General features: G+C 54.9%; 14 protein-coding genes. 3 read left to right on the plus strand and 11 right to left on the minus strand.

From position 1 onward, the window contains the following. Positions 1-104 precede the first annotated feature (104 nt). From NSQ51_RS14905 to NSQ51_RS14925, 5 genes are all read right to left on the minus strand, one after another. Positions 105-638: a flagellar protein FlgN gene (locus NSQ51_RS14905; protein ID WP_023633641.1), complete on the minus strand. Its 534-nt coding sequence runs from the start codon at positions 636-638 to the stop codon at positions 105-107. Then, a complete protein-coding gene (gene flgM / locus NSQ51_RS14910) occupies positions 635-904 on the minus strand; it encodes a flagellar biosynthesis anti-sigma factor FlgM (protein ID WP_121650161.1) in 270 nt (89 codons plus the stop codon). Before flgM ends, NSQ51_RS14905 begins: the two co-directional genes overlap by 4 nt. 68 nt (positions 905-972) lie before the next feature. Continuing rightward, positions 973-1,386, minus strand: a complete 414-nt coding sequence (locus tag NSQ51_RS14915; protein ID WP_183085381.1) for a TIGR03826 family flagellar region protein — start codon at positions 1,384-1,386, stop codon at positions 973-975. A gap of 21 nt (positions 1,387-1,407) precedes the next feature. After that, on the minus strand, positions 1,408-1,848 hold the full coding sequence (locus NSQ51_RS14920; protein ID WP_121650163.1) for a YaaR family protein: 441 nt from the start codon (positions 1,846-1,848) through the stop codon (positions 1,408-1,410). Further along, complete coding sequence (locus NSQ51_RS14925; RefSeq protein WP_121650164.1) at positions 1,835-2,098, minus strand: hypothetical protein; 264 nt, start codon at positions 2,096-2,098, stop codon at positions 1,835-1,837. Before NSQ51_RS14925 ends, NSQ51_RS14920 begins: the two co-directional genes overlap by 14 nt. A gap of 168 nt (positions 2,099-2,266) precedes the next feature. On the opposite strand from NSQ51_RS14925, the gene NSQ51_RS14930 reads away from it, so the two are divergent. Next, entirely contained in the window at positions 2,267-3,703 is a 1,437-nt protein-coding gene (locus NSQ51_RS14930) for a DDE-type integrase/transposase/recombinase (RefSeq protein ID WP_047817981.1), read from the plus strand. A gap of 260 nt (positions 3,704-3,963) precedes the next feature. On the opposite strand, the gene NSQ51_RS14935 is transcribed toward NSQ51_RS14930, so the two are convergent. The 3 genes from NSQ51_RS14935 to NSQ51_RS14945 form a co-directional block, all read right to left on the minus strand. Beyond that, on the minus strand, positions 3,964-5,655 hold the full coding sequence (locus tag NSQ51_RS14935; protein ID WP_147432143.1) for a hypothetical protein: 1,692 nt from the start codon (positions 5,653-5,655) through the stop codon (positions 3,964-3,966). 70 nt (positions 5,656-5,725) lie between these two features. Next, on the minus strand, positions 5,726-6,418 hold the full coding sequence (locus NSQ51_RS14940; RefSeq protein WP_121650076.1) for a ComF family protein: 693 nt from the start codon (positions 6,416-6,418) through the stop codon (positions 5,726-5,728). Then, on the minus strand, positions 6,415-7,806 hold the full coding sequence (locus tag NSQ51_RS14945) for a DEAD/DEAH box helicase (RefSeq protein ID WP_049624575.1): 1,392 nt from the start codon (positions 7,804-7,806) through the stop codon (positions 6,415-6,417). The genes NSQ51_RS14940 and NSQ51_RS14945 overlap by 4 nt, the downstream gene beginning before the upstream one ends. On the opposite strand from NSQ51_RS14945, the gene NSQ51_RS14950 reads away from it, so the two are divergent. Further along, complete coding sequence (locus tag NSQ51_RS14950) at positions 7,806-7,979, plus strand: hypothetical protein (protein WP_155266788.1); 174 nt, start codon at positions 7,806-7,808, stop codon at positions 7,977-7,979. The two genes, NSQ51_RS14945 and NSQ51_RS14950, sit on opposite strands and share 1 nt — an antisense overlap. Positions 7,980-8,527: 548 nt before the next feature. Here the strand turns inward: NSQ51_RS14950 and NSQ51_RS14955 are convergent. From NSQ51_RS14955 to NSQ51_RS14965, 3 genes are all read right to left on the minus strand, one after another. Then, a complete protein-coding gene (locus NSQ51_RS14955; protein WP_049624574.1) occupies positions 8,528-9,373 on the minus strand; it encodes a DegV family protein in 846 nt (281 codons plus the stop codon). Positions 9,374-9,616: 243 nt separating this feature from the next. Then, positions 9,617-10,291, minus strand: coding sequence for a response regulator transcription factor (locus tag NSQ51_RS14960; RefSeq protein ID WP_049624573.1), 675 nt, complete (start codon positions 10,289-10,291; stop codon positions 9,617-9,619). After that, positions 10,288-11,469: a sensor histidine kinase gene (locus NSQ51_RS14965; RefSeq protein WP_121650075.1), complete on the minus strand. Its 1,182-nt coding sequence runs from the start codon at positions 11,467-11,469 to the stop codon at positions 10,288-10,290. The genes NSQ51_RS14960 and NSQ51_RS14965 overlap by 4 nt, the downstream gene beginning before the upstream one ends. A 199-nt stretch (positions 11,470-11,668) precedes the next feature. Between NSQ51_RS14965 and NSQ51_RS14970 the strand changes: the two genes are divergently transcribed. Beyond that, the gene (locus NSQ51_RS14970; protein WP_049624571.1) at positions 11,669-12,310 is read left to right on the plus strand and encodes a YigZ family protein; all 642 of its coding nucleotides are present in this window, start codon (positions 11,669-11,671) and stop codon (positions 12,308-12,310) included. Positions 12,311-12,330 lie beyond the last annotated feature (20 nt).

Genomic DNA, 12,330 nt, shown 5'->3' on the forward strand with positions numbered 1-12,330 from the left:
TCTTCTAATGATTGTCCGCTGTTTTCTGCCTAGCGGCTCTGTTTCGTTTTGACGGCTGTTGGATGGATCGATCTCTCCTTATTTTCCGTCGGTGACTTGTGCTGCTATGCTTTGGAATCAAAGAGTGAACGGCTTCGTCCATGTCCATATTGTCTCGTTGATTGGTTTGGCGCGGTATAGTTCACGTTGGGCGGCTGCGGCATCAATTGGTCCAACATCAGCGTCACCCATTGCAGCGACTGGCGGATGAGCTGCCCATTCAGCTCGTTGACTGCCTGGAGTTCGTTGATCACGTCGAGCAACTCGCTAGCCAACTGTTCGGCTTTTTGCCGCTCCTCCTCGTCCATTTTCGGCAAGCAATCGGCCAATGTCAGCGGATGCCCGCCATCGGACCATGCGGCGACGAGTTGTGCCCGCTCGCGCTCGAGCTGCTGGATGGCGGCGATAGCAGTTTGTTCTTTTTGGATCAGCTGCATTAATCCGTCCATATCGCCTCGTTTTAATACGTCCGTTTTTTGATAGGCCAATTGAAGCAAATGCCGGTGCAGCGTCAAGTGCCGGTCAAGGAGCGCCATCAGCTGCAGCGCTGGCGCACGCTGTTCATCATCGGTTCGGCGATTTTCTACCCTTGTGTTCATTGGCCATCGCCCTTATAGAACTTGTATAGTTTCTCCGCAATGGCGCGGGCATCGATCTCATACGTTCTGTTGTCGATTTGTTCCTTCAACCGGCGCACTTTCTCTTCCCGCTCGGCGGCCCAAGTGGAGCGTTGCTGCAGCTCTTTTGCCGCCTCGGAAATTTCGACGCGATCCCGCCGCCCGGGTTGCCCTGTTTTTCCTTGTGGGATGCCCGAGTACTGACGGTAGGGATGAACGCCAATCAAAAACCGGTTATCGATTCTCACTGCGATTCCTCCTATCCGTTCCGCCCGTTGTTGCCTTACTACTATTATCGGTCAATCCGTTCATTTGTTTAGCGGCCATTTCGCTCTTCGTCGGTGTAATACGTGCGAAACACTTGTTTTTTCTTCTGTTCTTCTTCTTTTTTCGCCATTTCCAGCTGCCTTTGCAAATCTTTTGAACAGTCAGCGCACATTCTGCCTTCGCGGATCAGCTTGCCGCAACGGTCGCACGGATATCCTAAATTCGGCAGCTGCGCCAACGTTAAGCGGCCGCTTTTGATGAATTTGACCAGCAGCGTCTCAGGCACCCCTGTCGCATCGACAATTTGCTCCATCGTCGCCAACCGGTTTTCCCGGCGCCGCAAAAATTGGACCACGGTTTGAAATTGCCGTTCTTCTTCTTCATGACAAGACGGGCAAATATCGCGAAACGGCGAGCGGACAAACAGACGGCCGCAAACCGGGCAATTTTCTAAGTTCATCATTCTCCCCTCCCAATGTGCCCATTACGTATACAAATTGACGATCAACCCTTGAATTTCCCCCAACGTCTGCAGCAAATCAATCCTCGGCCGTTCTTGCTCGAGCACCGCGTTTGTGACGTCCAGCAGCTTTTGGTCGATCGTTTTGACGATATGATAGACGCGGGAACGGCCGCTCCAATGGAACCCATACTGCTCCGTCAGTTTCAAGCCATGGTTCACCGCTTCATCGAGCATTTGTCTGACGAGCTGTTTATACCGCCGCAAATCGTCAACCGTCCGCAACTTGGCCAGTTTTTTTCCCTGCTGTTCGATTTCATCCGCCAGCTGCCTCAGCCGCTCGTTTCGCAGCTTTTCCTGCTCCTTGGCGGTCAGCTCGGCAAATGACACGGATGGCGAAAAAGAAGCCGCCGCTTTTTTGCCGATTGGAACCGATGGGGTGTTGGCAATTTTATTGATCTCCATCTTCTTCGCTCCTACCGCCTTGTTCATCAAGCTTCTGAATCCATTTTAAAACTTCCCCGATCACCGCGTAAAGCTGCGGCGGGACGCGCGGCACCGGATCGACCAGCTGTCTCAGCAACTCCCGGTCATGGGGCATCGGAATGCCCGCCCGCCCCGCCTTGTCGGCCACCTCATCAGCAAGCTGCCGCGGCTGTCGGCCAAGATGTTGCTCATATGATTTGAAAGCAGGGGCGTAACGGTGTCTGTTCATATCGTCCACTCCCACTGGCTCGTTGGTATTGTCAAAAGTTTATCCTCCACACTCACGGTTTTCCCTTGAGTTTCAACGGTTGGAAGAAAAAAAGCTTGCCACCCCCGTTGTTTTCGGCCATCATTGAGGTAACGACACCCAACAGCCAAAACAAAGGAGTGACAAGCTTTGTTACCTCAATTATTAGCCTATTTGCTCGAAATAATCAAGACCCAATATCAAATCATTGTGTATTTGATGGGTGTGATCGTGGGAAAATCCTTGAATCTCGAGGACTTGGACGAACCCATCCAAAAGCCGTACCGGAAACTTCAGGTCGATGACCTTCCGATCATCGATGTGCCGGAAACCCTTGATTACCGAAAGCTGTTGGCAGACTATGAAGCCCAGCACGGACGTCCTTTACGGCCCATCCAGCGCCGCGCGAATGCGAAACACCGTGTTCCGGATTCGTTGACCTGCCCTCGCTGCCAGGCTCCCTCTTCTTACCTGTACGCCAATAACGGCGGAAAAGGGCAATACCAATGCAAAGTGTGCCAGTGCCGGTTCAACCACCGAAATCGGTTCACCAAGCAAGCGGTCTTTCGCTGCCCGCACTGCAAAAAGACGCTGGAAAAAATCAAGGAACGCAAAGAATACAACATCTATAAGTGCAAGAACAACGCTTGCCCGTTTTACCAGGCCAACCTTCGCCGGATGACGAAGAAGGAGCGCCAACAGTTTCAACAGGATCCTCAAGCCTTCAAGGTGCGGTATTTGTTTCGAGAGTTCTTGTTTGACTTTCTCCCGTTGGCTTCCTCGTCGCTCATCAAGCCGAAGGTCGATTTGTCCCGGCTGGCTGCGTCGCCGCACGTGTTGGGGCTCGTGTTGACGTACTACGTCAACTTTGGGATGTCCTCGAGGGAGACCGCCGCCGCCATGAAGGACATCCATGGCGTCTCGATCTCCCATCAGACGGTGCTCAACTACGCCAACAGCGTCGCGCTTTGGATCAAGCCCTTTGTCGACCGGTTCCCGTATGAGCTGTCCGGTTCGTTTTGCGGGGACGAGACGTATATTCGCGTCAAAGGGCGCTGGCATTACCTGTTCTTTATGTTTGACGCCGTCAAAAAGATCGTGCTGTCGTATCGCGTCTCGCCCAACCGGGACACGCTCTCGGCCATCAAGGCCATCGATGATGTCCTCAGGAAGCTAGCGTCCCTCCCAGACGACTTGTCGTTCGTCGTGGATGGCAACCCGATTTATCTGCTGGCGCAACACTTCTTCGCCCAACACGGGATTTCATTTGACGTCCGCCAAGTGATCGGGCTGACCAATGAGGATCCGGTCTCGGAAGAGTTTCGCCCTCTCAAGCAGATCATCGAGCGATTCAACCGGACCTTTAAAGGCAACTACCGCCCGACCCATGGGTTTGGTGCGGAAGAAGGCTCGGTGTCCTTTGTGACGCTGTTTGTGGCGTATTTCAACTTTCTGCGCCCACACAGCGCGCTCGAAGGCCGGGTGCCGGTCGTCATCCCGGAACTGGCGGATCTTCCGCATATGCCGGCCCGGTGGACGAAGCTGATCGCCATGGCACAAGCGTTTCTCCAACAAGAGGCGGCCTGACTTTTTTGTCCTCTGGAGCCCGTTGAACAGAACTCCTGCCGGATTCGGCGAAGCGAACCCTTGACCAACCGAACACCGCCAAAGGTAAAATTCGGTCATGGCAAGGGCGGCTTTCTTATTGCCTTCTTTTTTGTCCCCGTCGCCCTTGACGACTCTTCCGCACCTTTGGCGGGTGTTGGTCAAGGGCGAATCCGGCCCTCCGCATGCCCCACGATGCTCAATGGGATGATCTGTGTGGAGTTTTCATAGAACTTTTGACGCTACCGGCTCGTTTCGTTTTCCGTCTTCACTCTGTCTGTCGCCGCCCGCTCTTGGTCTTGGGAGTTCATCGGTTGGAAAGTGAGGCGTTGCACCCGATAACCGATCTGTTCCAAATGATCTTTGACTGTCGCCGCATATGACTGCAACACCGCCGCCAACCGCTCGTATTCTGTTTCCACCGTTACGGACAGCTGCCGTTCGATCGCCTGCAAGGAAATGCCGACTTTGCCTTGATTCGTGTCCAACAAAAAGTAGAGGCGGCAGTTTTGCCAGTCAAGCTGTCCGTCACCGCTGCGAGCGTTGACGTGCACATGTACGGTCGCCATCTCACCATGAAGCGAGAGTGGCCACTGGTACAACATAGTTTGGGTGTGGCTGTCAACAGTAAATTTGTTGAGCAACTGTTGGCCGGTAAGATTCATGAGCAGCCGTTCCGCCTGCGCGGGAGCGGTTCCTTCCTCAACCCATGACAGCAGCATCGCCTTCAAATTCTCGACCGGCTGTAATCGCTCTCCGCTCAAGAGCGCACGGGCGGTCTCTTGTTCATGGAAAAAGCCGAGGCGGCGCAGCGATTCAAAGACTCCTCTCGCCGATAATGCGCCATCGTTGGGCGCTTGGTCCACATGTTTCAGAAGGCGCGACAGCTGCTCGTGCGGCTTCGTGCCCTGCCACGCTTCCGATTCCATGAAAAACCGCTGTACTTTTTGTTCAGATGGCTGAAAGCGGAGCGACTCCAACAACGCTTTCACTTCACGCGCCGTCTTGGCCGCTTCGTCCGTCTTTCCTTCAGCAAGGCCGCGTTTCGCTTCTGCCAATTTCGCCCCCGCCTCAAGCAACTTCGTTTCCGTTTTCATGTCAGTAAACAACAACCATTCCCCGTGCAACAGCATGCGGTCGAGTGAATGAATGAGCGACTCAACAAGCGGCGCGGCTCGCTCTGTCGACTGTTGGGCAGCGGCATGCGCAAATTGTTCGAGCTGACGGACCATATCACGCTGCCAAACGCGAAAATCGTGGACCAATTGCCTTATTTTTTCTGTCACTGCCGTCATGACAAACGTCCGAGCCTCTGCCGTTGGAAGAACCAGCTCCGATGCAACCGCATACGCGCGCGAACCTTCCAATCGCTCCGTTTGTTCACGAACAGGCGCCGCTTTTGCTTCATGGGTTTCTTCCGGTTCCGTTTTCGTCAACAACGGCGCCAACAGGTCTCCGAGCGGCGGGCCATGGAGCGCTTCATGCGCTAGGCGCAAATGCGTCTCGGTCACCTCGAGCTGTTTCGCCGCCAAAGCAGCGAAGGTTTCCTGTTTTTTCTTTATCGAGCCGCCTTCCGTCTCCCAAAAACGACGAACGGCTTCTTTTTCCTTTTCGGTCAGGCGAATGCCACGGGCCGACAGCCATGAATCGATTCCATCGTCCAACGAAGATGGCAGAAACCGCCCTATAGATGATAGTGGCACCGCTTGCGCCATCCAAGTTCCACCTTCTTGCTTCACAAGCCGCACCATAAACGAACGTTCGCTTGGGACGCCATCCACAAAGTGGACGCGTACATCCTGTTGGCCGATGGCGACCACGGCCTCTTGATCGTTGAACCTTTCTTTCATTACCGCCATCTGCACGCTCCCCGGCTGCAATGAAACAGCCGGTGCGGCGACCTCATTGGATCGTTGATCGTGATGGATACGCATCATCATTCTTCCTCGCTCTTTGTTCTCCTACTTTATTATATCGGCACGTAGGCTTCCAATGTTTACACTGTTACGCGCGAATGAGCGTCAACGCCCCCACCTCTGCCGCCCCCGCTTCAAGCAAAACAAGGGCCGCGTGGCGGACGGTGATGCCCGTCGTGTAAATGTCATCGATGAGAACGATTCGTTTTCCGTCAATCGGCGGATGTCCGGAGAGAAAAAACGGGTTGTCGGTCTCCATCCGCTCGCGGCGCGATTTTTTCGATTGCTTTTCGGAATGTTTACGGGCCAGCCAAGGGAAATACAGGGATGGAAGCAGGCGGGCGAGCGCTTCCGCTTGGTTGAAGCCGCGCTCATACAGCCGTTCGGGGCTCAGCGGGATTGGGACGATGTGCCAATCGCGGCCGAAATGTCGGCGAAACGCTTGGGAAAACGGACGGCGGAATGCCTCGACGATGACATAGTCGCCGCGGAATTTCCATAAGGCGACGACGTCTTTCATCCAGTCGTTGTATAGATAGACGGATCGGTTTTTCACGAGCACCCTCCCCCATTGTTCATCTTCCTGCCACCGAAGGCAGTCGGCGCACAGCGATGGCTTGGCTTCCTCGAGCGGGCGGCCGCACATCTCGCAAAGGCGGCCGTCAATGAGTTTGAACGACCCGCGGCAGCGCGGGCAAAGGACGTCTGGGTCTTCAAGAAGAAACAGCTGGCGCCAGCTCGTGATCGGGTTGTACGGAGAATGGCAAAGGAGGCAGTTCATCGATGCAGCAACCCCCTTTTCTTCGCTGTCTCATTCATGCGGACAATGTGGCGGCGCGCCCGCACCATCTCGTTCGTTTTTCCGTGATGGAAAAAGCGGACGTCGCCATCCGGAAACGCCGCGTGGCGGCCGACGCGGCCGGCGATTTGCACAAGAGCGCTTTCCGTAAAGATGCGGTCTTCGGCACCGAGAACGGCGACATCGATGTTCGGCACCGTCACTCCCCGTTCAAGGATCGTCGTCGTCACAAGCAGCGGAACGCGCCCGTCGCGAAACGCCTGCACATGATCGGCGCGATCCGGGGCTTCGGCATGAACGCCGACGATGCGGGCATCGACTCGTTGCAACAGGCGGGTGACAGCTTCAAGCTCATCGATATGGGGAACGAACAAAAACGCCTGCTTTCTCTGTTCCAAACGATGGAGAACCCACGCAAGGACGTTTTCGGGCAAGCGGCCGCGCTCTAACCGCTTGCGCCAATTGCCGCACCATTCAAGCACGGGGACGGGGAGCGGATGGCCGTGATAGCGGGCGGGGATGACGACGGCGTTCCGTTTGCCACGCGCAATGTCACGTTGCCAAGCGCGGGAGGGAGTGGCGGTGAGATAGATGAGGCTTGATCGTTCTTTCCGCGCTTGACTGACGGCGTATTCAAGCATCGGTTCAACCGAATACGGGAAGGCGTCGACTTCATCGACGATCATAACGTCAAATGCGCGGTAGGCTCGCAGCAACTGGTGGGTGGTGGAGAGGACCAAAGAAGCGATCCGCCCGCGCTCATCGCTTCCGCCGTGCCATACGGCGAGCGAAACGCGCGGGAACGCCTGGCGGAAGCGCGGAGCGAGCTCGCGGACAACGTCCACTCTAGGCGTGGCGAGGCCAACGCGCCAACCTTCCTCCAAGGCGGCAGCGATGGCGGGAAACAACATCTCGGTTTTCCCTGCCCCGCATACGGCCCAAACGATCAGCTCGCTTCGGTCCAGCACCGCCTGTCGGACAGCCTGCGCGGCCTCCGCTTGGGCGGCGGACAGTTCCCCGTCCCAAGCGAGCGGCGCTTCGTGCGGCTCGGACGGAAGCGGCATCGTCACGTGCACAAGGTGAGTGCAGGAGCTGATGCGCCCCATCACGAGACACTTGCGGCAATACGCACAATCTGCCCCGCAGCGGGCGCACGGAAACGCGGCAAAAAGATGAGGATCGTTATTTCCGCAACGGACGCAGCGCCAGGCGCGCGCTGTTTTGATGAGCCCGGGCTGTTCGTGAAGCAAACCGGTCTGGATGGCGGCAGCGACTTCTCCATCGGGAAACGGCAGCTGCTCCCGCGGGAGACGCTGACCGTTCAGCCAGGAAACGAGCGGCGAAGCAACAGAAGATGGGAGAATGTACAATGAGCATCACTCCTTTTGAAATTCAAGAAAAGCATGTTCCCGAGCTGGGAGCCAAAAAGAGCGGGTGGCGCAGTGATGCGGTAAAAACGCGCTCCCCCAGGTTGAAAGGCTTTGAGCGCATCAATGAGCCAGTGTTATGGAGAAAGAGCAGAGCTGACGATGTTTTTCCCTAAAAGGCGGGTGGAAAACCGCTGTTCCCCTTGATCGATGAGTTGAATGTGTGAAAAGAAGGAACGACGCTACAAGGTTTTTCTAGTTGAGAAACGAAGCGAGAAAGCGGTTGTGCTAGCAAATCACCGCCCTTCTAACAAAATGATGAAAAGATGGGGAGGAAGCAAAAAACGGCAGCCTTCGATCGGCAAAGAAAGTGGAGGCAAAAAGGGCTTCCCAATGGAGTCAAGATGTGGTTTGACCCTCTTTTTCACGACATATCGACCTTCGAAAGAAAAGGATAAAGCGAAATCCGACAACATCAAAGATCCACAGAGAGTCATCGAGTCGATCGACAACGTGTTTCGACAACATTCCCGGGGAAATAGCGACAAATTTTTCAGGAAAGGAAAACGGTTCGACAAGTTCGGCCAGCCCCACATCTCCGGTCCGTTTCATAAGGAGGTGAGAAAACGAATGTAAAACAAATTCGCCGCCGCACAAGGCGGAGCACACCGTTCCGCCTTGTGCTCGGCTGCAGCGCCTCGAGGCGGCGCTTTGCGGCCTCGACTTATGGCTGATACCACGTCAGCCCGAGCGCCCCTTCGCCGACGTGCGTGGCGATGACGGGGCCAAAATAGCTGATCGAAAATTCGACGTGCGGATAGCGGGCGGACAGCTCATCGCGCCAGCGGTGCGCTTCATCGGGCTGGTTGGCGTGGATGATGGCGGCTTTGAGCGGCACACCCTTTTCCGCATCTTCGGCGAACAGCTCTTCGATGCGTTGCACCGCCTTTTTGCGCGTGCGGATTTTTTCAAACGGCACGATCACTTTGTTTTCAAAGCGAAGGAGCGGCTTGATTTGCAAGAGGCCGCCGATGAACGCCTGCGCGCCAGTGAGCCGTCCGCCACGCTGCAGGTGGGACAAGTCGTCGACCATAAAATAGGCGCGCAACGTCCGCTTCATCTCATCAAGACGGGCGAGAATCTCCTCCGGCATTTTCCCCGCCTTCGCCATCTCGGCGGCTTCGATGGCGTAAAACCCTTGCGCCATGCAGCTGATTTCCGAATCATAGGCGTAAACGCGCAGACCATCGACCATCGTTCCCGCCGTCACCGCGCCTTGATACGTGCCGCTGATGCCGCTTGAAAGGTGGATGCTGATGACAGCGTCGTACCCTTCCTCACGAATGGCAGTGAACAAGTTGACAAATTCGCCGACTGAGGGCTGCGATGTCGTCGGCAGCTTAGGATTCTGCTTGATTTTGACAAAAAATTCATCCGCCGTCATATCGATCTCTTCGCGATATGTTTCGTCCCCAAAAATGACGCTGAGCGGAATCATCCGGATGCCGAGCCGCTCGCGCACGTCTTTCGGCAAATAAGCCGTGCTATCGGTGACAATCGCAATTTTCACAGATGCCATTCCTTCCTGATTCAGCATTTTCTGCCATTATACCAAAAAGACTCGTTGTCCACCACCGCTCGATGCATGAGGAGGCAAAGAACGCGGGCAGACCGTGAAGCGGAACATCGTTGATCCTCATGCAACGCTTTGCCCAAGCCGCTCCTTCGCCGCCAAACGGCGCATCGATGCCACAGGAAGCCGCTTCGATCGTCAACGCACCGCTGCAAAGACTGGCGAGAGCCCCCGTTCCGTTCAGCGCACCTCCACCCAGCCGTTTTTGATCGCGACCACAACGGCTTGCGTCCGATCATTGACGTTTAACTTTTGCAAGATGCTGCTGACGTGGTTTTTCACTGTTTTTTCGCTAATGTACAGCGCTTCGCCGATGGCGCGGTTGCTTTTGCCGTCGGCCAACAGCTGCAGCACTTCGCACTCGCGCCGCGTCAATAAATGCAGCGGACGACGCACTTCTTGTTTGACCACCACGCCGCCTTTTTCCGACGTCAAGCGGCGGTATTCGCGAATCAAGTTGTGCGTCACTTTCGGATGCAAATACGATCCGCCTTCCGCGACGATTCTCACCGCCTCAATGAGCGTATCGGCATCCATCTCCTTCAGCAAATACCCCGTCGCCCCCATCTGCAAAGCGCGCATCACATAGTGTTCATCGTCATGGATCGACAACACGACGACTTTCGTATCAGGGTAAGCTTCGATCAGCTGTTTCGTCGCCTCCACGCCGTTGATGTCCGGCATATTGATGTCCATCAGCACCAAATCGGGGCGGTATGTTTCGACGATCGAAAGCACTTCGCTTCCGTCGCTTCCTTCCGCCACGACTTCAAAATCGCCCTCAAATTCCAAAATGCGCTTGATGCCCTCGCGAAACAGCTGGTGATCGTCGATAATCGCGATGCGTGTTTTCATCGTTTCCTCTCCTCCTTGTTCGTTTCGTCAGTCGAACGGTCGAGCGGAACGCGAATGAACACGGTCGTTCCGCTGCCAATCTTTGAGCGGATGTCGAGCGTGCCGCCGAGTAGCTCCACCCGCTCCCGCATGCCAATCAAGCCGAACGCATTTTCTTTTTTGACCAATGGATCAAATCCTTTGCCATCGTCTTTGACACTGACAAGCAGATGGTGGCACGTCACTTCCATTTTGACGTCGATGTGGCGCGCTTCGGCATGCTTCAAGGCGTTTTGCACCGATTCTTGGACAAGGCGAAACACGGCCGCCTCCATCCGCGACGGCAGCCGAATTTCTTCGCCGATATGTACAAAGGAAATGTGGACTCCGTTATTATATTCTTCGGTCGTTTGCAAGTATTTTTTTAGCGTCGGAACCAATCCTAAATCATCAAGCGCCATCGGCCGCAAATCGTAAATGATGCGGCGCACTTCGGACAAAGCCGAATGCACCATTTTGCGAAAATCACGAATCTCGGCGATCGCCGCCTCTGTCCCTCGCTCTTTGATCACCTTTTCGACGAGATCCGATCGAAGCAGGACATGCGCAAGCAGCTGCGCCGGGCCGTCATGGATTTCCCGCGACAGCCGACGCCGCTCTTCTTCCTGGGCTTCGGTGATTTTCAGCCCAAATTCCTGCTTTTGCTTCGCTCCTTCAACGAGCTCGCTGACCTGGCGGAAATCGCTGTTTAAGTAGTGGAGCACGACCGTAATTTGCCCGACTAAATAATCGGCGCGTTCGATAATTTGCGCAAAGCTCGCCAATCTCCGCTCGAGTTCATCACGGCGCAGCCGCAGCTGTTTCTCCCGCTCGCGCACCATCGTCAGCTTCATATGCAGCTCGTGCGCCGCTTCATACGCCTCGCGAATATCTTGCTCCGAGTAGGTCGAAAAGTTTTGGCTCACTTCCGACAGGCGGCGGCGCGCCTGACGCGCCTTCATTTCCAGCTGATCCGCTTCTCCGATCGCCTGCACGGTCAGCCGCTTCACCTCCTCAAGTTCGCGAAGCAAATGGTCGTGCTCTTGACGCGACTGCTCCCCGATGCGGAAAATTTCGTCTTTGCTATGTTGAACGGTGTCAATCATTTTTTCGACAATCCGATCTAACTGCTTTACGTCCCACTGTTTTGCCTTAGCCATTTGCCAACCTCCAACAGCGCTGCCAAGCGGTGCGCATGGGCGCCAGCAAAATTTGTTTGAAGGAAAAAAGTTGTCGATTTATAATAATAAAAGCATGCTCTATTTTTAGTTTACCATAATGAGAGTAGAGCGCTAGCCGTTCTTGCAAAAATAAACAAATAAACCGTTTGCACGATGTTGATCGTTGAGGTGTTTCGTTTTGTTGCAAAAATATTACACGGTTAAAGGATACGGTGAACACGAAATCGTAATTGAAAAATCACGGTTTATCTGCTATGTCAACCGCGCGGAAACGGAAGAAGAGGCTATCGCCTTTATTCAACAGATCAAGAAGAAGCATTGGGATGCCACCCACAACTGCTCCGCCTATTTGATTGGGGAGCATGACCAAATCCAAAAAGCGAACGATGACGGTGAGCCGAGCGGCACCGCAGGGGTGCCGATGCTTGAAGTGCTGAAGAAAAAAGGATTGAAAGACACCGTCGCCGTCGTCACCCGCTACTTCGGCGGCATCAAGCTCGGTGCGGGCGGCTTGGTGCGTGCATACAGCCGCGCCGTCTCAGAAGGCCTGAACGCCGCAGGCATCGTCGAACGCCGGCTCATGCGCGTCATGCAGGTGATGATTGACTATTCGTGGCTTGGGAAGGTGGAAAATGAGCTGCGCTCTTCCGTATATACTATTAAAAATATCCAATATGCCGACCGCGTCACGTTTGATGTTCTCGTTCCCGAGGACAGCCAGTCTTCGTTCGGCGAGTGGATGACCGAACTGACAAACGGAAGGGCGGACATTCAGGCGGGAGCGATGGAGTATGCCGAACGGTTGCTTCCGTCTTCCTAAAACGAAACTGGAAAGGAAAG

It is taken from the genome of Geobacillus sp. FSL K6-0789 (genome assembly GCF_038593135.1).
GTDB lineage: Bacteria > Bacillota > Bacilli > Bacillales > Anoxybacillaceae > Geobacillus > Geobacillus stearothermophilus.

Bases quoted from the DNA above. Each gene is read 5' to 3' on its own strand.
- NSQ51_RS14905 (WP_023633641.1), bottom strand. From the start codon at position 638: ATGAACACAAGGGTAGAAAATCGCCGAACCGATGATGAACAGCGTGCG.
- NSQ51_RS14915 (WP_183085381.1), bottom strand. From the start codon at position 1,386: ATGATGAACTTAGAAAATTGCCCGGTTTGCGGCCGTCTGTTTGTCCGC.
- NSQ51_RS14920 (WP_121650163.1), bottom strand. From the start codon at position 1,848: ATGGAGATCAATAAAATTGCCAACACCCCATCGGTTCCAATCGGCAAA.
- NSQ51_RS14925 (WP_121650164.1), bottom strand. From the start codon at position 2,098: ATGAACAGACACCGTTACGCCCCTGCTTTCAAATCATATGAGCAACAT.
- NSQ51_RS14935 (WP_147432143.1), bottom strand. From the start codon at position 5,655: ATGCGTATCCATCACGATCAACGATCCAATGAGGTCGCCGCACCGGCT.
- NSQ51_RS14940 (WP_121650076.1), bottom strand. From the start codon at position 6,418: ATGAACTGCCTCCTTTGCCATTCTCCGTACAACCCGATCACGAGCTGG.
- NSQ51_RS14950 (WP_155266788.1), top strand. From the start codon at position 7,806: ATGAGCATCACTCCTTTTGAAATTCAAGAAAAGCATGTTCCCGAGCTG.
- NSQ51_RS14960 (WP_049624573.1), bottom strand. From the start codon at position 10,291: ATGAAAACACGCATCGCGATTATCGACGATCACCAGCTGTTTCGCGAG.
- NSQ51_RS14965 (WP_121650075.1), bottom strand. From the start codon at position 11,469: ATGGCTAAGGCAAAACAGTGGGACGTAAAGCAGTTAGATCGGATTGTC.